Source organism: Streptomyces sp. Edi4, from assembly GCF_040253615.1.
In the GTDB taxonomy this organism is placed as follows: domain Bacteria; phylum Actinomycetota; class Actinomycetes; order Streptomycetales; family Streptomycetaceae; genus Streptomyces.
In genome coordinates, this window is record NZ_JBEJGY010000004.1 from 4,360,752 (window position 1) to 4,381,689 (window position 20,938).

Annotated in this window: 15 protein-coding genes, 2 tRNA genes and 1 pseudogene; 11 read left to right on the forward strand and 7 right to left on the reverse strand. The window is 70.7% G+C overall.

The window, feature by feature from the left end; genetic code table 11:
• Window positions 1-27 precede the first annotated feature (27 nt).
• A complete protein-coding gene (gene purQ / locus ABR738_RS21775) occupies window positions 28-702 on the forward strand; it encodes a phosphoribosylformylglycinamidine synthase subunit PurQ (RefSeq protein ID WP_350234676.1) in 675 nt (224 codons plus the stop codon).
• A pseudogene (purL, locus tag ABR738_RS21780) lies at window positions 702-2,964 on the forward strand (phosphoribosylformylglycinamidine synthase subunit PurL). Before purQ ends, purL begins: the two are co-directional and overlap by 1 nt.
• A gap of 56 nt (window positions 2,965-3,020) precedes the next feature.
• Here purL and ABR738_RS21785 read toward each other — a convergent pair.
• Complete coding sequence (locus ABR738_RS21785; protein WP_502964122.1) at window positions 3,021-4,562, reverse strand: MFS transporter; 1,542 nt, start codon at window positions 4,560-4,562, stop codon at window positions 3,021-3,023.
• Window positions 4,563-4,641: 79 nt separating this feature from the next.
• On the opposite strand from ABR738_RS21785, the gene ABR738_RS21790 reads away from it, so the two are divergent.
• The 4 genes from ABR738_RS21790 to purM all read left to right on the forward strand — a co-directional run bounded on the left by ABR738_RS21790 (window position 4,642) and on the right by purM (window position 9,585).
• On the forward strand, window positions 4,642-5,280 hold the full coding sequence (locus ABR738_RS21790; RefSeq protein WP_350231662.1) for a TetR/AcrR family transcriptional regulator: 639 nt from the start codon (window positions 4,642-4,644) through the stop codon (window positions 5,278-5,280).
• 10 nt (window positions 5,281-5,290) lie between these two features.
• The gene (locus tag ABR738_RS21795; protein ID WP_350231663.1) at window positions 5,291-6,082 is read left to right on the forward strand and encodes a maleylpyruvate isomerase family mycothiol-dependent enzyme; all 792 of its coding nucleotides are present in this window, start codon (window positions 5,291-5,293) and stop codon (window positions 6,080-6,082) included.
• A gap of 847 nt (window positions 6,083-6,929) precedes the next feature.
• Window positions 6,930-8,456 (forward strand): amidophosphoribosyltransferase, encoded by a 1,527-nt coding sequence (gene purF, locus ABR738_RS21800; protein WP_350231664.1) that lies wholly within the window; start codon window positions 6,930-6,932, stop codon window positions 8,454-8,456.
• A gap of 34 nt (window positions 8,457-8,490) precedes the next feature.
• Window positions 8,491-9,585, forward strand: coding sequence for a phosphoribosylformylglycinamidine cyclo-ligase (gene purM / locus ABR738_RS21805; protein WP_350231665.1), 1,095 nt, complete (start codon window positions 8,491-8,493; stop codon window positions 9,583-9,585).
• A 182-nt stretch (window positions 9,586-9,767) separates the two neighbouring features.
• On the opposite strand, the gene ABR738_RS21810 is transcribed toward purM, so the two are convergent.
• Together ABR738_RS21810 and ABR738_RS21815 are read right to left on the reverse strand one after the other, a co-directional pair.
• Window positions 9,768-10,031 (reverse strand): DUF3073 domain-containing protein, encoded by a 264-nt coding sequence (locus tag ABR738_RS21810; RefSeq protein ID WP_350231666.1) that lies wholly within the window; start codon window positions 10,029-10,031, stop codon window positions 9,768-9,770.
• 280 nt (window positions 10,032-10,311) lie between these two features.
• Complete coding sequence (locus ABR738_RS21815; protein ID WP_350231667.1) at window positions 10,312-11,406, reverse strand: Leu/Phe/Val dehydrogenase; 1,095 nt, start codon at window positions 11,404-11,406, stop codon at window positions 10,312-10,314.
• 165 nt (window positions 11,407-11,571) lie between these two features.
• Here ABR738_RS21815 and ABR738_RS21820 point away from each other — a divergent pair, with 165 nt between their 5' ends.
• Together ABR738_RS21820 and bldC are read left to right on the forward strand one after the other, a co-directional pair.
• A complete protein-coding gene (locus ABR738_RS21820; protein WP_350231668.1) occupies window positions 11,572-12,414 on the forward strand; it encodes a DUF8083 family protein in 843 nt (280 codons plus the stop codon).
• Window positions 12,415-12,908: 494 nt separating this feature from the next.
• On the forward strand, window positions 12,909-13,115 hold the full coding sequence (bldC, locus tag ABR738_RS21825; RefSeq protein WP_003949541.1) for a developmental transcriptional regulator BldC: 207 nt from the start codon (window positions 12,909-12,911) through the stop codon (window positions 13,113-13,115).
• Between the two features lie 390 nt (window positions 13,116-13,505).
• Here the strand turns inward: bldC and ABR738_RS21830 are convergent, their stop codons facing one another.
• From ABR738_RS21830 to hrpA, 3 genes are all read right to left on the reverse strand, one after another.
• Complete coding sequence (locus tag ABR738_RS21830) at window positions 13,506-13,700, reverse strand: DUF6274 family protein (RefSeq protein WP_350231669.1); 195 nt, start codon at window positions 13,698-13,700, stop codon at window positions 13,506-13,508.
• A gap of 556 nt (window positions 13,701-14,256) precedes the next feature.
• Window positions 14,257-14,331: transfer RNA gene (locus ABR738_RS21835), tRNA-Asp, on the reverse strand.
• A gap of 89 nt (window positions 14,332-14,420) precedes the next feature.
• Window positions 14,421-18,341, reverse strand: coding sequence for an ATP-dependent RNA helicase HrpA (gene hrpA, locus ABR738_RS21840; protein ID WP_350231670.1), 3,921 nt, complete (start codon window positions 18,339-18,341; stop codon window positions 14,421-14,423).
• Window positions 18,342-18,425: 84 nt separating this feature from the next.
• Between hrpA and ABR738_RS21845 the strand changes: the two genes are divergently transcribed.
• From ABR738_RS21845 to ABR738_RS21855, 3 genes are all read left to right on the forward strand, one after another.
• Complete coding sequence (locus ABR738_RS21845) at window positions 18,426-18,827, forward strand: hypothetical protein (protein WP_350231671.1); 402 nt, start codon at window positions 18,426-18,428, stop codon at window positions 18,825-18,827.
• A gap of 86 nt (window positions 18,828-18,913) precedes the next feature.
• Window positions 18,914-19,660: a DsbA family protein gene (locus ABR738_RS21850; protein WP_350231672.1), complete on the forward strand. Its 747-nt coding sequence runs from the start codon at window positions 18,914-18,916 to the stop codon at window positions 19,658-19,660.
• Window positions 19,657-20,490 (forward strand): cytochrome c biogenesis CcdA family protein, encoded by an 834-nt coding sequence (locus ABR738_RS21855; protein ID WP_350231673.1) that lies wholly within the window; start codon window positions 19,657-19,659, stop codon window positions 20,488-20,490. The genes ABR738_RS21850 and ABR738_RS21855 overlap by 4 nt, the downstream gene beginning before the upstream one ends.
• A 356-nt stretch (window positions 20,491-20,846) precedes the next feature.
• Here ABR738_RS21855 and ABR738_RS21860 read toward each other — a convergent pair.
• Window positions 20,847-20,923 (reverse strand) — tRNA-Phe (locus ABR738_RS21860).
• Window positions 20,924-20,938 lie beyond the last annotated feature (15 nt).

The window sequence follows — 20,938 nt, forward strand, 5'->3', positions numbered from 1 at the left end:
CCGGAAGGCCCTTCGGGCCTGCGTAACATTCGAATCGGCGTCGTCACCTTCCCCGGCACGCTGGACGACCGGGACAGTCTGCGGGCCGTGCGCGTCGCGGGCGCCGAGCCGGTCTCGCTCTGGCACCGCGACAAGGACCTCAAGCAGGTCGACGCGGTCGTCCTGGCCGGCGGGTTCAGTTACGGGGACTATCTGCGGGCCGGGGCCATCTCCCGGTTCTCGCCGGTGATGGAGACGGTCATCGAGCAGGCGAAGGCCGGCCTCCCGGTCCTCGGCATCTGCAACGGTTTCCAGATCCTCACCGAGTCGCACCTGCTGCCCGGCGCCATGCTCCGCAACAACCACCTGCACTTCATCTGCCGCGAGCAGAAGCTGCGGGTGGAGAACGCGGAGACCGCCTGGACCGCCGACTACACGGCGGGGCAGGAGATCCAGGTCCCGCTCAAGAACATGGACGGCCGGTACGTCGCGGACGAGCGCACGCTCGACGAGCTGGAGGCCGAGGGCCGGGTCGCGTTCCGCTACCTGGACACCAACCCGAACGGCTCGCTGCGTGACATCGCCGGCATCACCAACGCCGCCGGCAACGTCGTCGGCCTGATGCCGCACCCCGAGCACGCCGTGGAGCCGCTGATCGGTACGGGCCGTACCGACGGCCTCGGATTCTTCACCTCGATCCTGAAGAAGCTGGTCAACGCCTGATGACTCTCGACACTGTTCTGCACGCCGCCGAGACCCCGGACGTCGAGCAGCCCTGGAAGGAGCTCGGCCTCAAGGAGGACGAGTACGCCCGCATCCGGGAGATCCTGGGCCGCCGCCCGACCGGCGCCGAGCTCGCCATGTACTCCGTCATGTGGTCCGAGCACTGCTCGTACAAGAGCAGCAAGGTCCACCTGAAGCAGTTCGGCGAGAAGGTCCCCGCCAACGACGCGATGCTGGTCGGCATCGGCGAGAACGCGGGCGTCGTCGACGTCGGCCAGGGGTACGCGGTCACCTTCAAGGTCGAGTCGCACAACCACCCCAGCTATATCGAGCCCTACCAGGGCGCGGCCACCGGCGTCGGCGGCATCGTCCGCGACATCCTCGCCATGGGCGCCCGCCCGGTCGCGGTCGTGGACCCGCTGCGCTTCGGCGCCGCCGACCACCCCGACACCCGGCGCGTGCTGCCCGGCGTCGTCGCGGGCATCGGCGGCTACGGCAACTGCCTGGGTCTGCCCAACATCGGCGGCGAGGTCGTCTTCGACGCCTGCTACCAGGGCAACCCGCTGGTCAACGCCGGCTGCATCGGCGTGATGAAGCACGAGGACATCCACCTGGCGCAGGCTTCGGGCCCCGGCAACAAGGTCATCCTGTACGGCGCCCGCACGGGCGGCGACGGCATCGGCGGCGTTTCGGTCCTCGCGTCGGAGACCTTCGAGGCTGCCCATCCCGGCGGGGCGCAAGCCAATCGCCCCGCCGTCCAGGTCGGCGACCCCTTCCAGGAGAAGCTGCTCATCGAGTGCACCCTGGAGATCTTCAAGGAGAAGCTGGTCGCGGGCATCCAGGACCTCGGTGGCGCGGGCCTGTCCTGCGCGACCTCGGAGCTGGCGAGCGCCGGTTCCGGCGGCATGCGCGTCGAGCTGGACACCGTACCGCTGCGCGACTCCTCCCTCTCGCCCGAGGAAATCCTCATGAGCGAGTCGCAGGAACGCATGTGCGCGGTCGTCGAGCCGCAGCACGTCGAGCGCTTCATGGAGATCTGCGAGAAGTGGGACGTCATCGCCACCGTCATCGGTGAGGTGACCGAGGGCTCCCAGCTGGAGATCTTCTGGCACGGCGAGAGAATCGTGGACGTGCCGCCGCGCACGGTGGCCCACGAGGGCCCGGTCTACCACCGGCCCTTCGCCCGTCCCTCCTGGCAGGACGCGCTCCAGGCCGACGACGCGGGCAAGCTGGCCCGTCCGCGCTCCGGTGCCGAGCTGAAGGACCAGGTTCCTGAAGCTGGTGGCCTCCCCGAACCAGGCCTCCAAGGCGTGGATCACCGACCAGTACGACCGTTTCGTGCAGGGCAACACGGTGCTCGCGATGCCCGAGGACGCCGGCATGGTCCGCATCGACGAGGAGTCCAACCTCGGCGTGGCCATGGCGACCGACGGCAATGGCCGGTACGCCAAGCTCGACCCCTACACCGGCGCCCAGCTCGCGCTCGCCGAGGCCTACCGCAACGTGGCGGCCACCGGCGCGAAGCCCCTCGCCATCTCGGACTGCCTCAACTTCGGCTCCCCCGAGGACCCGGACGTGATGTGGCAGTTCGCCGAGGCAACCCGCGGCCTCGCGGACGGCTGCCTCCAGCTCGGCACCCCGGTGACCGGCGGCAACGTCTCGCTCTACAACCAGACCGGCGAGACGGCCATCCACCCGACCCCCGTCGTCGCGGTGCTCGGCGTGATCGACGACGTGAACCGGCGCACCCCGATGGCCTTCACCGAGGAGGGCCAGCCGCTCTACCTCCTCGGTGACACCCGCGAGGAGTTCGGCGGCTCGGCGTGGTCCGAGGTCGTCCACGGCCACCTCGGCGGTCTGCCGCCCAAGGTGGACCTGGACCGCGAGAAGCTGCTGGGCGAGATCCTCATCTCGGGGTCGCGCGACGGCATGATCGACGCCGCGCACGATCTGTCCGACGGCGGTCTGATCCAGGCGGTGACCGAGTCCTGCCTCAAGGGCGGCAAGGGTGCGCGTCTGGTCGTGCCGGACGGTCTCGACGCCTTCACGTTCCTGTTCAGCGAGTCGGCCGGCCGCGCGGTCGTGTCCGTGCCGCGCTCGGAGGAGCTGCGCTTCACCGACATGTGCGGCGCGCGCGGCCTCCCGGCCACCCGGATCGGTGTCGTGGACGGCGACAGTGTCGAGGTGCAGGGCGAGTTCGGTCTCGGCCTCGATGAGCTGCGCGCGGCCCACGAGGCGACGATCCCGGCGCTCCTGGCCTAGTACGCGTCAACGCGTCGGCCCCGTACCCCTGCTGAGGGGGCGGGGCCGACGTGCGTTCAGGCGGCGACCAGTTCGGCCTCGTCGGCGGCTTCGTCGGCGGGGGCGGGGGCGGGCCGGACGTCGTCGGGCAGCCGGGCGGCGAGCACGGCGGCCGCCACCATGACGCCGGCCGCCACGAGGAAGACCACGTCCATCGCGCCGGTGAAGCCGTGGGTCGCGCGCTCCCGGGCGGCGCCGGTCAGCCGGGCGATGGCGCTGGTCGAGCCGCCCGGCACCTTCGCTTCGTAGACCCGGCTGAGCAGCGTGCCGAAGACGGCGGCGCCGAGCGCGTTGCCCAGGGTCTGGAAGAACCGGATGCTGGTGGTGGCGACGCCCAACTGGCCGACGGGGGCGGCCCCTTGGACGTACGGGATGAGCTGGCCTATGAGCAGGCCGAACCCGCAGCCCATGAGGAGCAGGGCGGCGCGGACCAGCCAGAGCGAACTGGACGCGTCCAGGGTGGCGAGCGTCGCGAGGCCAAGCGCGGAGGCGATCGTGCCGGTCAGCACGAAGGTCTTCGTACGCCGGCCCCGCTCGGCCAGCCGCCCGGCGCCCAGGCCGACGGCGGTCATGCCGAGAGCCATGGGGATCAGGTAGAGCCCGGCCGCCGCGGGCTCGATGCCGCGCACGGTCTGGAGGTAGACCATGACGTAGACGAGCGCGCCCATCATGGCGGCGCCGACCAGGCCCTGGATCGCGAAGCCGTACCGCAGCTGGGGCACCTTGAACATCGAGAGCGGCAGGACGGGCTCCGCGGCGCGGGTCTGGCGGCGCAGGAACAGGGCGAGCGCAAGGACGCAGGCCACGAGCAGGCCGATGATCTCCGGCGAGTCCCAGGCGTGCTGCTTGCCGCCCCAGCTGGTCGCCAGGAGCAGTGTGCTGGTGAAGGCGGCGGCGAGTGCGGCGCCGAGGTAGTCGACGCGGTGGCGGACGGGGGAGACCGGGAGCTTCAGTACGAGGACGGCGCCGACCAGGGCGGCCAGGCCGAGCGGCAGGTTGATGTAGAAGATCCAGCGCCAGTTCGCGTGGTCGGCGAGGGTGCCGCCGATCCAGGGGCCGACGGCCATGCCGACCCCACCGACGATGCCGCCCGCCCCGCTCGCCCCGCTGCCGCCGACGGGTGCGAGCTGGGCGAGCACCACCATCGTGACGCTCATGAGCCCGCCGCCGCCGAGGCCCTGGAGGGCGCGGGCCGCGATCAGTTCGGGCATGGACTGGGCGGCGCCGCACAGGGCGGAGCCGAGCAGGAAGACGGCGAGGGAGGCGACGAGGACCTTCTTGGCGCCGAGGCTGTCGCAGAGCTTGCCGTACAGGGGGAGCGCGGCGGCCGATGCGAGTGCGAAGGCGCTGATCAGCCAGGGGATCTTGTCGACGCCGTGGGCGGGGTCCAGATCGCGGGCGATGGGGACGGTGGCCGCCGAGACGATGTTCATGTCGAGCACGGCCAGCAGGATCGTGGTGACGCAGACGATGAAGCCGATGAGGGTCTGGGCCCGGGTCATCCGCGGGGCGGCGGCGGGGGACGGGGTGGTCTTGGTGGTGGCTTCGGTGGTGGTCATGGGCACCACCATGAAGCAGTTTATATACCGAGTCAATCTTTCATCCGGGAACAATTTTCATCCTGGTACAGTGATGTCCATGACGGACGGTGAGGGGCTGCGCGAACGCAAGAAGCGGGAGACCGGGACGCGGATCTGGCGCACCGCGCTGGATCTGTTCACCGAGCGCGGTTTCGACCACGTCTCGGTGGCGGAGATCGCGGCCGCCGCCGACGTGTCGAAGATGACCGTCTTCAACTACTTCGGCACCAAGGAAGACCTGGTCATCGCGCCGATGATGAACCACGTCGGCGACGTCGTACGGGCCGTGCGCGAGCGCGCCCCGGGGGAGTCGGCGGTGGCCGCGGTACGCCGCCAGTTCCTCGCGATGATCGAGGCGCGCGACCCCTCCGTCGGACTGAACGACGACCCCCGCGCGCTCCAGGCCCGCCATCTCGTCGTGAGTACGCCGGTTCTGTTCCAGCGCGCCTCGGTCGCCTTCCTCGCCGCCGAGCGCGAGCTGGCCCAGGCCCTGGCGGAGGAGGGCGGGGACGCGATGCTCGCCGCCGTGGCCGCGGCCCAGCTCACCGGGGCCCGCCACGCGCTGATCAACGAGCACCACCGGCGCATCCTCGCCGGGGAGTCCGCGCTCTCGGTCGCCGCCGATGCCGTCGAGCGGACCGAGCAGGCGTTCGCGCAGGTCGAGCACGGCCTGAAGGGGTACCCGGGTCCGGCGTAGGCTCGCCCGCATGCCCCCGGCCAAGAAGCGCACCCGCAGGTACGACCCGGCGAAGACCCGGGCCGCCGTCCTCGCCCAGTTCGCCCACGTACGCGACGCCGTACGGACCCTCACGCCCGAGCAGCTGGCCCGGCCGACCCGGCTCGGCGACTGGACGGTGCGTGAGCTCGCCGTCCACCACACGATGGCGCTCGGCGCGCTTGAGCGGGGTCTGGCCGGGCCCGCGCCGCTCAAGCAGGAGCTCGCGCTGCTCGACTGGCCGTCGGCCACGCGGGGCGCGGCGGCTCAAATCGCCGACGGTACACGGGAGTTGGCGGCCTCCGTCGCCGACCTCGACGCGCTCTTCGAGGAGCGGGCCGTCCGGGCCGCCGAGCTCTTCGCCGCCACGGAGGACGGGCGGCTCGTGTCGACGCGGTTCGGCGCGATGAGCTTCGGTGACGCCCTGATCACCCGGGTCGTCGAACTCGTCGTCCACACCGACGACTTGAACGACGCGCTGCCTCAACTCGGCGTCCCCTACGACCGCCAGGCGCTCGCGGCGTGCACCCGTCTGCTGGCCGACGCGCTGGCCGTGGCGGCGCCGGGGGGGTCGGTCGAGGTGCGGGTCCCGCCGTACGCGGTGGTGCAGTGCGTGGCCGGGCCCCGGCACACCCGGGGCACCCCGCCCAACGTCGTCGAGACCGACCCGCTCACGTGGGTCCGCCTCGCGGCGGGGCGGGTGGCGTGGGGGGAGGCGCGGGACCGGGTCGCCGCGAGCGGCGAACGAGCGAACCTGGCCCCGTTCCTCCCGGTCCTCGCGTGACCCGGGCCGGCACGAGCCCACCGGGGCTGCGGGAAACTCGCGCGCAGCCGGGCCCCCTGGGGCTCCGCCCCAGACCCCGTTCGCGCTGAACGCGCTCGTCCTCAAACTCCCCCAAGGCCTTAAGGGCCAGGGGGACCCCCATGACGGGCTGAGGCCGCTGATGCGGGCCGGCGCCGACCCCGCCGGGGGCGCGGGGAACTGCGCGCAGCCGGGCCCCCTGGGGCTCCGCCCCAGACCCCGTTCGCGCTGAACGCGCTCGTACTCAAACTCCCCCAAGGCCTTAAAGGCCAGGGGGGACCCCCATGACAGGCTGAGGCCGCTGACGCGGGCCGGCACCGACCCCGCCAGGGGCGCGGGGAACTGCGCGCAGCCGGGCCCCCTGGGGCTCCGCCCCAGACCCCGTTCGCGCTGAACGCGCTCGTCCTCAAACTCCCCCAAGGCCTTAAAGGCCAGGGGGGACCCCCATGACGGGCTGAGGGTGCCGGTGTGGGCCAGCGCCGAGTAGTCAGGGGCGCGGGGAACTGCGCGAGCAGCCACGTGCGGCCCGCACTCGAAGATCGGCCCGCACCCCCCAAACGCACCGGCGTGCTCACGCAGCGCACACGTACCCCGGCGTGCGGAGCGAACTCCGTCACACTCCCGGAACCCCCGAGGCCCCACCCGCACGGCCGCCCGCACCCCGCGCACCCCGGACCCGCACCGGCGCCCACCTGCGCGGACACCTCGGCGCGCCGACCCAGGGCCACCCCCGGGCCCGGAGGCGCGAATCCTACGAATCGGGCCACCACCCGCACTCGTCCGTATCCCCAATTCGGACCAGTGGTCGATCTCGCCTACACTCGGTGGCGTGCCACGTGGTGACGGACGACTCAACCACGACCTGCTCCCCGGTGAGAAGGGCCCCCAGGACGCTTGCGGCGTCTTCGGTGTCTGGGCTCCGGGTGAAGAGGTCGCGAAGCTCACTTACTTCGGGCTCTACGCCCTCCAACATCGGGGCCAGGAATCCGCGGGCATCGCGGTCAGCAACGGCTCCCAGATCCTCGTCTTCAAGGACATGGGACTTGTCTCCCAGGTCTTCGACGAGACCTCACTCGGTTCCCTGCAAGGTCATATCGCGGTCGGTCACGCCCGCTACTCGACCACCGGTGCCTCCGTGTGGGAGAACGCGCAGCCGACGTTCCGGGCGACCGCCCACGGCTCGATCGCGCTCGGCCACAACGGCAACCTGGTGAACACCGCGCAGCTCGCGGAGATGGTCGCCGAGCTGCCCAAGGAGAACGGCCGGGCCACCCAGGTCGCCGCCACCAACGACACCGACCTGGTCACCGCGCTGCTCGCGGGCCAGACGGACGACGACGGCAAGCCGCTGACCGTCGAGGAGGCGGCCGCCAAGGTCCTCCCCCAGGTCCAGGGCGCCTTCTCGCTGGTCTTCATGGACGAGCAGACGCTGTACTGCGCCCGTGACCCGCAGGGCATCCGCCCGCTGGTGCTCGGCCGCCTGGAGCGCGGCTGGGTCGTCGCGTCCGAGAGCGCCGCTCTCGACATCTGCGGCGCCAGCTTCGTCCGCGAGATCGAGCCGGGCGAGCTCGTCGCCATCGACGAGAACGGCCTGCGTACCTCTCGATTCGCAGATGCGAAGCCCAAGGGCTGTGTCTTCGAGTACGTCTACCTGGCGCGCCCCGACACCGACATCGCGGGCCGCAACGTCTACCTCTCCCGGGTGGAGATGGGACGCAAACTCGCCAAGGAAGCGCCGGTCGAGGCCGACCTGGTGATAGCGACTCCGGAGTCCGGCACCCCCGCCGCGATCGGATACGCCGAAGCCAGTGGCATCCCGTACGGCTCGGGCCTGGTCAAGAACGCCTACGTCGGCCGTACGTTCATCCAGCCCTCGCAGACCATCCGCCAGCTCGGCATCCGGCTCAAGCTGAACCCGCTGAAGGAGGTCATCCGGGGCAAGCGCCTGGTGGTCGTGGACGACTCGATCGTCCGCGGCAACACCCAGCGCGCCCTGGTCAAGATGCTCCGCGAGGCGGGCGCCGCCGAGGTCCACATCCGGATCTCGTCGCCGCCGGTGAAGTGGCCCTGCTTCTTCGGCATCGACTTCGCCACCCGCGCGGAGCTGATCGCCAACGGCATGACCATCGAGGAGATCGGCACGTCCCTGGGCGCCGACTCGCTCTCGTACATCTCGACCGACGCGATGATCGAAGCGACGACGATCCCCAAGGACAACCTGTGCCGCGCCTGCTTCGACGGCGTGTACCCGATGGAGCTCCCCGACCCCGAGCTGCTCGGCAAGCAGCTCCTGGAGTCCGAGCTGGCCTCCGGCCCCGCCGCCACCGCGGCCGCCGACGCCCTGCGCCGCCCGTAAAACCCCGCAGTACGACACGAAGGTTCCCCGTCACATGCCTGCCGAATTTGATCAGCGTGCTCCGCACACGGGCACTGGCGCCAGCTACGCAGCCGCGGGCGTCGACATCGAGGCCGGCGACCGCGCCGTCGAGCTGATGAAGGAGTGGGTGAAGAAGACCAAGCGCCCCGAGGTCCTGGGCGGCCTCGGCGGATTCGCCGGACTCTTCGACGCCTCGGCCCTCAAGAGGTACGAGCGCCCGCTGCTCGCGTCCGCCACCGACGGCGTCGGTACGAAGGTGGACCTCGCCCGCAGGATGGGCGTGTACGACACCATCGGCCACGACCTCGTCGGCATGGTCGTCGACGACCTGGTCGTCTGCGGCGCCGAACCGCTGTTCATGACCGACTACATCTGTGTGGGCAAGGTCCATCCCGAGCGGGTCGCGGCCATCGTCAAGGGCATCGCCGAGGGCTGTGTGCTCGCCGGCTGCGCCCTGGTCGGCGGCGAGACGGCGGAGCACCCGGGCCTGCTCGGCCCCGACGACTTCGATGTCGCCGGCGCCGGTACGGGTGTCGTCGAGTACGACCAGCTGCTCGGCGCCGACCGGATCCGCGAGGGCGACGCGGTCATCGCCATGGCGTCCTCCGGTCTTCACTCGAACGGGTACTCACTCGTCCGGCACGTGGTCTTCGACCGGGCCGGGATGACCCTGGAAAGCCACGTCGAGGAGTTCGGCCGCACGCTCGGCGAGGAGCTGCTGGAGCCCACCAAGATCTACTCGCTGGACTGCCTGGCCCTGACCCGCACCACCGAGGTGCACGGTTTCAGCCACATCACCGGCGGCGGTCTTGCCAACAACCTGGCCCGGGTCATCCCGGACCACCTGCACGCCACGGTCGACCGCTCGACCTGGACGCCGGGCGCGGTCTTCGACCTCGTCGGCAAGGCGGGCGACGTGGCGCGGCTCGAACTGGAGAAGACGCTCAACATGGGCGTCGGCATGATGGCGGTCGTGCCGGCCGACTCGGTCGACGTGGCGCTCCAGACCCTCGCCGACCGGGGCGTGGACGCCTGGGTCGCGGGCGAGATCCTGGCTCGGGGCGACCACCGCGACGGCGCCGAGCTGACCGGCGACTACGCCAAGTAGCAGCACATGCCGGGCCGCGCCGGGGTTCCCGGGCGCGGCCCGGACGGGTTCTGTCCACCGTCACGACGGCAGCACGCATACGACGGCAGCACGAAACCCGGTCAGGGGCGAAGGCCCCGGACCGGGTCGGTGTGCTCAGAGCAGCGACAACCTACGGTGCTGCGAAAGCGGGATCAGCGAAGTCAAGCGCCGCGGCGCTGCGACGACGGGCCGGACTCTTCGTCCTCGTCCTCGTCGTCATTCCCGTACAGCTCCGCATAGCGGGCGTACGGGTCGTCGTCCTCCTCGTCCTCCAGTGGCTCCGCGTTCGGCGGTTGGCTCACTGTCGGGCGAGGAGTAGATGCGCCCAGCTCGTTGGCCAGACGCGACAGGTCAGTCCCGCCGCTGCTGTACTTCAGCTGGCGGGCGACCTTCGTCTGCTTGGCCTTTGCCCGGCCGCGCCCCATGGCTCGACCCCCTCGGTGACGGGGCTCGACGGCCCCAGAGTCTTGACACGCGTTCATGATCCGGAACGGGCTCTCCGTGGAGAGACCGCGTCCGTAGAGCTTCAACGGTACCTGCTTCCGTGGCCATACGGTACGCCGCCCGCATGAAGCGCCACTTGGCAGAACCAACAAAGCACGCTGTCCTCGCTGGTCAACCGCGATTTTAACCTCTTCTCGGCGCCCGACCCGCCGACCGGCGTGAGTCTTGTCTCTCAGCGCGGCCGGCGGGCACGGGGAAGGCTCAGTGTTGACGTGCCTCCGCCATGCGCTGCTCGGCGATCCGGTCGGCCGCGGCAGCCGGCGGAATACCGTCTTCCTTCGCACGAGCGAATATGGCCAGCGTGGTGTCGAAGATCTTCGACGCCTTGGCCTTGCACCGGTCGAAGTCGAAGCCGTGGAGCTCGTCGGCGACCTGGATCACGCCGCCGGCGTTCACCACGTAGTCGGGCGCGTACAGGACCGAGCGGTCCGCGAGGTCCTTCTCCACGCCGGGGTGCGCGAGCTGGTTGTTGGCCGCGCCGCACACCACCTTCGCGGTGAGCACCGGCACGGTCTCGTCGCTGAGCGCGCCGCCGAGGGCGCAGGGCGCGTAGATGTCGAGCCCTGCGGTACGGATCAGCGCGTCTGTGTCGGCGGCGACCGCCAACGCCACCTCGGAGTGCAGCTCGGTGAGGGCGCGCACCGACTCCTCGCGCACGTCCGTGATCACGACCTCGGCGCCGTCCGCGAGCAGGTGCCCGACGAGGTGCCGGCCGACCTTGCCCACGCCCGCGACGCCGACCTTGCGGTCGCGCAGCGACGGGTCGCCCCACAGGTGCTGGGCCGAGGCCCGCATGCCCTGGAAGACGCCGTAGGCGGTCAGCACGGACGAGTCGCCCGCGCCGCCGTTCTCGGGGGAGCGGCCGGTGGTCCACTGGCAGGTGCGCGCCACGACGTCCATGTCGGCGACGTACGTGCCGACGTCGCAGGCCGTCACGTAGCGCCCGCCGAGCGAGGCCACGCACCGGCCGTAGGCGAGCAGGAGCTCTTCCGTCTTGATCGTCTCGGGGTCACCGATGATCACGGCCTTGCCGCCGCCGTGGTCGAGCCCGGCCATGGCGTTCTTGTACGACATGCCGCGCGACAGGTTGAGGGCGTCGGCGACGGCCTCGGCCTCGGTGGCGTACGGGTAGAAGCGCGTTCCGCCCAGGGCGGGGCCCAGGGCGGTGGAGTGGATGGCGATGACGGCCCTGAGCCCGGTGGCTCGGTCCTGGCAGAGCACGACCTGCTCATGTCCGCCCTGGTCGGAGCGGAAGAGGGTGTGCAGTACGTCATCGGCTCCGGTCACATCGGTCACGGTGGTGACTCCCAAGTACGAAGCGGCGGTTGGCGGCCCGCCTGAGGGTGGGGCGGGCCTGGTTCGGGAGCAGGGTAAGTCCTACGCGCCCGTAGATCAGGCCCAGTGCCGAGGATCACCCCCGCGAGGACGACCCGGGCGGGCGCCCGTGGGACGATGCGGGTCATGGCGGTGGTGTCCTCTGTGATCGTTCCGTACGCGTCCTACCTGCGGGTGTACGAGCCCCTTGCCGCCTTTCCCGAGCCCGAACGCGGCCACTGGACGCGCTACGCGGAGAGCGGACGAACTCCCGACGCCCAGGACGAACTCCGGCGCGCGCTGGCCGACTTGGTGGCCGTCCCGCCGGTCGCGGTGCCGGTGCACGAGAGCGGCGAGGCGTTCGTGGCGGAGGCGGACGGCGTGGTGTGCGTCTGCCCCTGGCGGACCCGGCTGCGCGGGTGGCAGGCGCTCGAAGGCCTCGCGGGCCAGTTCCCCGAGCCCGTCCTGGACGCGCTGCTGCCCGCGGTGGTGCGCCGGGAGGCGGAGGCGGACTACGCGCGCTGGCGGGAGCGCAACCCCGATGCCCGGCCCTGGATCTTGACCAGTGTTTGGCACATCCCTGTGACCTGGTTCACGGTCTTTTCGGACGAAGAGCGCGAGTATGCACCGAGTAAGGGCGCGAGCGCGCCCGTGCTGCGCTACCGCACCCCGATGGTCCAGGCGCGGCGGCGCCTGGCGCGGGCCCTGCGGACGCTGCGGGAGCACATCGGCGAGGGGCCGCTGACCGAGGGCCTGGTGGACGTCGGGCGGTGGCTGGAGGAGTTCCATCCGCGTTCGCTGGTCGAGCTGGACTACGGCGGCCTCGTGCACGCGGTGGCGCCCAGGAGCCTGGAGGCCGACCGTTCGGCGGCCGACGTGGCCGAGGGGATCGCCGCGCTGCGGGCGGGGGACGAGAGCGTGGCGCGTGAGGCGTACAGCCGCTTCACGGAGCGCTGGCGGCCCGTCAAGGAGCGCCGGATGGCCAACTGAGGCCGGACGGCGGCTTCTGACGGGTTTTCCGGTGCGTCGGCGCCCGCCCCAGGACGTAGGTCCTGATCCGGGCCTTTGCCTCAAGCGTGATGGAACGCACTTACCTCGCCCTTGCGCCCAGACCCCACCCTCGTGCCAAAATAGGACAAGGGGTCCGGGGAGGATCCCTTCCGCCCAAGTAAGGGTGGATTGCTCGGTATTGCTCGCTATGGGGGGTCTGACGACTCCTGATCGCTCTGTGACTGATCGTCACGGTGGCGTGACTGTCCGCTATGGCATGGTCCATCGGCTTCCGTCGCTGATGAACACCTGGGAGGGCAATTCCATCGGTTTGGCCGACGTGGCTGGACGGATGGTGTAGTTGTAGTGCCGAGGACAAGCCGTTCGTCCTATAACCGACTCGGCTCGCGTCCGCCATTTCGGGCAACGCGGGTCAAGGTGCAGAATTTAGAGGAAAGAACCGAGAAGGTTCGGTTCTCCCGAGGAGGCCGCTCATGACCGCTCGCACCCCTGATGCCGAGCCGCTGCTGACCCCGGCTGAGGTCGCCACGATGTTCCGCGTGGACCCGAAGACGGTGACCCGCTGGGCCAAGGCTGGCAAGCTCACGTCCATCCGCACGCTGGGTGGACATCGCCGGTACCGCGAGGCAGAGGTCCGCGCACTGCTGGCGGGTATTCCGCAGCAGCGCAGCGAGGCCTGAACAACACCCCAGTAATCCGGGCGTTCCGGGGCCCCCACCCCGGCCGAGCCCGCCTATAGCTCCACACGGCGCCCTGCCCGCCCCAACGGGTGGTGCGTCGTCGATCGCGCTGGACTCCGCCGGGTCCAGCGCGATTTTTTTATGTCCGGCCTTGTCCGGCACATCCGGCACTTCCCCCGGCCGGCCCGTGAAGTGTCCGTGACGGGGCGTTCCGATACCTCCCGGACTGCGCCTACGGGAGGGGTGCAATTGCACATATTAAATCGGGACGTTGTAGGGGAGGTGTAAGTTCGCCCACTCCGAAAACTCGTTCCGTGACTCCGGTCACACCGTCAAGTCCCGTTCAGGCAGAGCCTTTCACCGCGCGGGCGGCCGGGACCGCGCCATTGGTCACCGGGTGGAAGGACTTTCGTCCTCGGGGTCCGCGGAGTCAGTGGGGACGGAAACCTCCATGGCGAGCCGCAGGAGGCGATGGCAGACCGCGCAGTGCCGGGTGAGGTGGCGATAGCCCAGAGCGGCCGACAGGTGGGCGCGCAGCAGCGCACGCGTCTCGTGCCTCACCGATTGCGATGCCGACGCCGCCATGCGCCACCTCCTGGGCAGCCCCCGCTCTCCTTCCTTGCAGGGGTACCGGCGTCGGCCGCGCCCGTCAAGAGCGCGGACAGGGCACCGGCCGGGGTGGCGGACATGCTGGCGGACAACGACGAAGACCGCACCCGGTGGGTACGGCCTTCGAGGTGTGCCGGCAAACGCCGGAGCCCGCATCCGGATGGGATGCGGGCTCCGATTCGCGCGGTCCTGACGGGATTTGCTGTGTCTGTGCGCGGCTTCGCCGCGGGTCGCGGCCTGCGGGGTGTGTCGGCAAACGCCGGAGCCCGCATCCGGATGGGATGCGGGCTCCGATTTACGCGGTCCTGACGGGATTTGCTGTGTCTGTGCGCGGCTTCGCCGCGGGTCGCGGCCCGCCGGGTGTGCCGGCAAACGCCGGAGCCCGCATCCGGATGGGATGCGGGCTCCGATTCGCGCGGTCCTGACGGGATTTGCTGTGTCTGTGCGCGGCTTCGCCGCAGGTCGCGGCCCGCCGGGTGTGCCGGCAAACGCCGGAGCCCGCATCCGGATGGGATGCGGGCTCCGATTTACGCGGTCCTGACGGGATTTGAACCCGCGGCCTCCACCTTGACAGGGTGGCGAGCACTCCAAACTGCTCCACAGGACCTTGCTCCGCAGCCCGTTGTGCTTGGCTGCGAGTGAGACTGTACAGCAGGTGCGCTGGTCAGGTCGAACTCACTCTCAGCGATGCGCCGGCTACGGCGCCGCCGCGTCGATCGCCTTCACGATGCGCTTGTCGGAGACCGGGAACGCCGTGCCAAGGGCGTGCGCGAAGTAGCTCACCCGTAGCTCCTCGATCATCCAGCGGATGTCCAGGACCTGCTGCGGAACGGGCCGGCCCGCCGGCAACTGCTCCAGCAGCCAGGCGTACTCGTCCTGCATCTCGTGGACCTTCTCCATGCGCGTGGTGTCGCGCTGCACCGCCGTCGGCATCTGCTGGAGCCTGCGGTCCACCGCCACCAGGTAGCGCATCAGGTCGGGCAGCCGCTTGAGGCCGGTGAGCGTGACGAAGCCCGACGGCACCAGCGCCGCCAGCTGCGTGCGTACGTCCGCCACGTTGGCGACCAGGGTCAGGCTGTTCGTGGCCTTCAGACGGCGCTCACAGGCCTGCCAGGCGGCCAGGATCTGCTCGACCTGGCCGACCGTGCGCACCGTCGTGTCCACCAGGTCCGCGCGGACCTTGTCGTGCAGCGCGCGGAACGATTCCTCGTCCCACGCCGGGCCCCCGTGGTCCGCGATCAGCTTGTCCGCCGCCGCCATGGCGCAGTCGTCGAACAGGGCCTGGATCGAGCCGTGCGGATTGCGGGACAGCGCCAGCTTCTGCTGGTTGGTGAGCTTGTCCGAGGCGAACTTGGCGGGGTTCACCGCGATGCCCAGCAGGATCAGCTTCCGGGTGCCGCGCCACATCGCCTGCCGCTGCTCGGCCTCGGTGTCGAAGAGGCGTACGGAGACGGAATCGCCCGCGTCCACCAGCGCGGGGAACGCCTTCACCGGCTGACCGGCCCGCCGCGTCTCGAAGACCTTCGTCAGGGTGCCGATCGTCCACGTGGTGAGGCCCGAGCGCTCGATGGACTCGCCCGTGGGGCCCGCGGTCGCCGCGGCGGCCTTGGAGAGGGCCTGGCGTGCCTTGGGGCGCAGCTGGAGCTTGAGCGCTTCCAGGTCCTTGTCCTCGGCCAGCTTGCGGCGTCGCTCGTCGACGATCCGGAACGTGATCTTGAGGTGGTCCGGTACGCGCATGAGGTCGAAGTCGTCGGCCGTGACCGGGACGCCCACCATCCGCTGGAGTTCCCGGGCCAGCGTCACCGGCAGGGGCTCTTGCAGCGGAACCGCGCGGTCCAGGAACTTCGCCGCGTAATTCGGCGCCGGCACGTAATGGCGCCGGATCGGCTTCGGCAGGGAGCGGATCAGCTCCGTGACGACCTCCTCGCGCAGGCCCGGAATCTGCCAGTCGAAGCCCTCGTCCGTGACCTGGTTGAGGACCTGGAGCGGCACGTGCACGGTCACGCCGTCCGCGTCCGCGCCCGGCTCGAACTGGTAGGTCACGCGGAACTTCAGCGGGCCCTGGCGCCAGGAGTCCGGATAGTCGTCCTTGGTGACGGCCCCGGCCTTCTCGTTGATGAGCATTTCGCGCTCGAAGTCGAGGAGTTCGGGCTCCTCGCGCTTCTTGTGCTTCCACCACGAGTCGAAGTGCGCGCCCGACACGACGTGGTCGGGCACCCGGCGGTCGTAGAAGTCGAACAGCGTCTCGTCGTCCACCAGGATGTCGCGGCGCCGGGCGCGGTGCTCAAGCTCCTCGACCTCGGTGAGCAGCTTGCGGTTGTCCGCGAAGAACTTGTGGTGGGTGCGCCAGTCGCCCTCGACCAGCGCGTTGCGGATGAACAGGTCGCGCGAGGCCTCGGCGTCGATCCGGCCGTAGTTGACCTTCCGGTTGGCCACGATCGGCACGCCGTAGAGCGTGACCCGCTCGTACGCCATCACCGCGGCCTGGTCCTTCTCCCAGTGCGGCTCGCTGTAGGTGCGCTTGAGCAGATGCTGGGCGAGCGGTTCGATCCACTCCGGTTCGATCTTCGCGTTCACCCGGGCCCACAGGCGCGAGGTCTCCACCAGCTCCGCCGACATCACGAGTTTGGGCTGCTTCTTGAACAGCGCCGAACCCGGGAAGATCGCGAACTTGGCGCTGCGGGCGCCCAGGTACTCGTTCTTCTCGGTGTCCTTGAGCCCGATGTGCGAGAGCAGGCCCGCCAGCAGCGAGGTGTGCACAGACTGCTCGGGCGCGTCCTGCTCGTTGAGGTGGATGCCCATGGTCTTGGCGACCGTACGCAGCTGGGAGTAGATGTCCTGCCACTCGCGGATGCGCAGGAAGTTCAGGTACTCCTGCTTGCACATCCGGCGGAAGCTGGAGGATCCGCGCTCCTTCTGCTGCTCGCGCACGTAGCGCCACAGGTTGAGGTAGGCCAGGAAGTCGCTGGTCTCGTCCTTGAAGCGGGCGTGCTGCTGGTCGGCCTGGGCCTGCTTCTCGCTCGGCCGCTCGCGCGGGTCCTGGATGGAGAGCGCGGCCGCGATGACCATGACCTCGCGTACGCAGCCGTTCTTGTCGGCCTCCAGGACCATGCGGGCCAGGCGCGGGTCCACGGGGAGCTGGCTGAGCTTGCGGCCCTGTTCGGTGAGGCGCTTCTTCGGATCCTTCTCCGAAGGGTCCAACGCGCCCAGTTCCTGGAGGAGTTGGACGCCGTCGCGGATGTTGCGGTGGTCCGGCGGGTCGATGAAGGGGAACTTCTCGATGTCACCGAGGCCGGCCGCGGTCATCTGGAGGATGACGGACGCGAGGTTGGTCCGCAGGATCTCGGCGTCGGTGAACTCGGGCCGGGTGAGGAAGTCGTCCTCGGAGTACAACCGGATGCAGATGCCGTCGCTCGTACGGCCGCAGCGGCCCTTGCGCTGGTTGGCGCTGGCCTGGCTGACCGGCTCGATCGGCAGGCGCTGCACCTTGGTGCGGTGGCTGTAGCGCGAGATGCGGGCGGTGCCGGGGTCGATGACGTACTTGATGCCCGGGACGGTCAGGGACGTCTCGGCGACGTTGGTGGCCAGCACGATCCTGCGGCCGCTGTGCTGCTGGAAGACGCGGTGCTGCTCGGCGTGGGACAGGCGCGCGTACAGGGGGAGGACTTCGGTCGAGCGCAGGTTCTTCTTGATCAGCGCGTCCGCCGTGTCGCGGATCTCCCGCTCGCCGGAGAGGAAGACCAGGACGTCGCCGGGGCCCTCGGCCTGGAGTTCGTCCACGGCGTCGCAGATCGCGGTGATCTGGTCGCGGTCGGAATCTTCGCTGTCCTCTTCCAGGAGCGGACGATACCGCACCTCGACCGGATACGTACGCCCGCTGACCTCGACGATCGGGGCGTTGCCGAAGTGGCGCGAGAACCGCTCGGGGTCGATGGTCGCCGAGGTGATGACGACCTTCAGATCGGGGCGCTTCGGCAGCAGCTGGGCGAGATAGCCGAGCAGGAAGTCGATGTTGAGGGACCGCTCGTGGGCCTCGTCGATGATGATCGTGTCGTAGGCGCGCAGCTCGCGGTCGGTCTGGATCTCGGCGAGCAGGATGCCGTCGGTCATCAGCTTGACGAAGGTCGCGTTCTGGTCGACCTGGTCGGTGAAGCGGACCTTCCAGCCGACCGCCTCCCCGAGCGGGGTCTTCAGCTCCTCCGCGATGCGGTCCGCGACCGTGCGCGCCGCGATCCTGCGGGGCTGGGTGTGGCCGATCATGCCGCGCACACCCCGGCCGAGCTCCATGCAGATCTTGGGGATCTGGGTCGTCTTGCCCGACCCGGTCTCACCCGCGACGATCACGACCTGGTGGTCGCGTATCGCCTCAAGGATCTCGTCCTTCTTCTGGCTGACCGGCAGCTGCTCGGGATAGGTGACCTCCGGCGCGCGGGCGGCGCGCCGGGCGACACGCTCGGCGGACTTCTGGGCTTCGGCGGCGATCTCGTCGAGCACGGCCTGCCGGGCCTCGGGCTTACGGATGCGGCGGGCGCCTTCGAGACGGCGGCCCAGGCGGTGGGCGTCGCGCAGCGAGGCCCCGTCGAGCAGCGTCTGGAGATCGGCGAAGGAAGTAGACATACCTGATCCAGGATCTCACCCGCGAAGGACGAGTGGCGAACGCATTTCGCAGCCCTCGGGCGCCCACCCCGTACCATTTCGGGCATGGTCCGCTCCCGAGCCCGTCGCCGCCGCCTCACCGCGGTGCTGCTTACGGTGCTCGGCGTGCTCGCGGTGGCGCTGTGCGGACCGGTCCCCACCGCTTCGGCCGCGCCCGCCGCGCCGGTGGCGCAAGTGTCGGCGCCGGTGACGGGGGACCGCGCGGACGCGCCCGTCTTCAGGGACCGCTCGGGTACGCCCGGCTGCCGCCAGGGCGGCCGCCACCAGGACTCAGACCCGGCCGCGCCGGTCCGCGTCCGCCCCGCGCACGACCACGCCCCGGTCCTGGAGGACCGCGTACCGCCCGCCGTCCTCGGCGCCCTGTACGCGGCCCACCGCAACCCGCCGGTGCGCGGCCCCACGCTCAGCGCGCCCACACCCGTCGAACTCTCGGTGCTCCGGGTCTAGACGGCCGGTCCTCCTCCCGCGACCGTCCGTCCCCTTCTTGTACGCGTCCCTTACCGGCCGTGCGCGTACGCCTCCGGAGTTTTCGCATGCCCAAGAACACCAGGCCCGCCGCCAAGTCCCGCAAGCCGTTCATGATCGGGGCGGCCGTCGTGGCCGCCGCCGCCGTCCTCGGCATCGCCTCCTACCAGGCGAGTTCCCCGGACCCGAGGCCCACCGTCGCCGGCTCCGCCGCCCCCTCGTCCCCGGACGGGGCCGCGAGCGGCTACCCCGAGCTGATGAAGCTGGCCCGGCGCGACGCGGGGGACCCGCTCGCCCAGGGCCGCGCGGACGCGCCGGTCGTGATGATCGAGTACGCCGACTTCAAGTGCTCCTACTGCGGCAAGTTCGCCCGCGACACCGAGCCCGCCCTCGTGAAGAAGTACGTCGACGACGGCACCCTGCGCATCGAGTGGCGCAACTTCCCGATCTTCGGCGCGGAGTCGGAGGCGGCCGCGCGCGGGGCGTGGGCGGCGGGGCGGCAGGGCAGGTTCTGGCAGTTCCACGCGGCGGCGTACGCGCAGGGCGCCAAGGAGAAGGGGTTCGGCGCGGACCGGCTCAAGGAGCTCGCCGGCGAGGCGGGCGTGCCGGACGCGGCGCGGTTCGCTGCGGACCTCGACAGCGACGCCGCGAAGGCGGCGGTGAAGAAGGACCAGGACGAGGCGTACGGTCTCGGCGCGAGCTCCACGCCGTCCTTCCTCATCAACGGCACCCCGCTGGCGGGCGCCCAGCCGATGGACGAGTTCGCGCGGGCCATCGACGCGGCGGCGCGGGCGGCCCGGGCGGCGAAGAAGTGACCTCCCACATCGGTTACCTCGCGGCGTTCCTCGGCGGCCTGCTCGCACTCCTCAGCCCGTGCAGCGCGCTGCTGCTGCCGGCGTTCTTCGCGTACTCGATCTCCAGCCGCACCCGGCTGCTCGCACGCACCGGCATCTTCTACGCGGGCCTCGCCACGACCCTGGTGCCGTTGGGCGCGGCGGGCTCGTACGCGGGCCGCCTCTTCTACGGCCACCGCGACCAGCTGGTGCTCTTCGGCGGCTGGCTGATCATCGCGCTCGGCGTCGCGCAGATCGCGGGCATGGGCTTCGCGAGCCGGCGCATGACGGAGCTGTCGGGCCGGATCCGCCCGACGACCGCCCTCTCGGTGTACGCCCTGGGTGCGGTCTACGGCCTCGCCGGGTTCTGCGCGGGGCCGATCCTGGGCAGCGTCCTGACGGTGGCGGCGGTGAGCGGAAGCCCGGTCTACGGCGGCCTGCTGCTCGCGGTGTACGCCCTGGGCATGGCGGTGCCGCTCTTCCTCCTGGCCCTGCTGTGGGAACGCTTCGAGCTGGGCGGGCGCCGGTGGCTGCGCGGCCGGGTGCTGAAGCTGGGCCGCTTCGAACTCCACACCACGTCGCTGCTGTCGGGCCTGTTCTTCATCGGGCTCGGCGTGCTGTTCCTCGCGTACGACGGGGCGACGGCGCTGCCGGGGCTGCTCGACGTGGACGACTCGTACGCGGTGGAGGAGTGGACGAAGAGCATCGCCGACGCGGTCCCGAACTGGGCCCTGCTGGCGGCTCTGGTCGCGGCGACGGCGGTGACGCTGGGCGTACGAGGCTGGCGCGGGCGAACGCCCCGGGCCAGATAGCCCCTGCGGGCCGGCCCGAGCTCTGCCGGGGGCGGGGGTGTGCGTGCCGGCCGGCCCGAGCTCGCCAGGGGGGCAGGGAGATGCGTGCGGGCCGGCACCGGCCCTGCCAGGGGCGCGGGGAACTGCGCGCCCAGCCGCCCACAGCCCGCACGTGAAAGCCGAACCCCTGGGGCTCCGCTCCCGTTCGCGCAACGGGCTGAGGTTGCCCATGCCGGCCCGCACCGAGTAGCTGAGGGGCGCGGGGAACCGCGCGAGAGGCGTCCACGGTCCGCACCCGGACGCGAAGGTTCGCCGGGGGCGGCCGTGGACAGCCGGATACGACGAAAGCCCCGGCGACGAGGCCGGGGCTTTCTGGATGGTGGCTGGGGCCGGGGTCGAACCGGCGACCTATCGCTTTTCAGGCGATCGCTCGTACCAACTGAGCTACCCAGCCACGTAGTTCACCGGG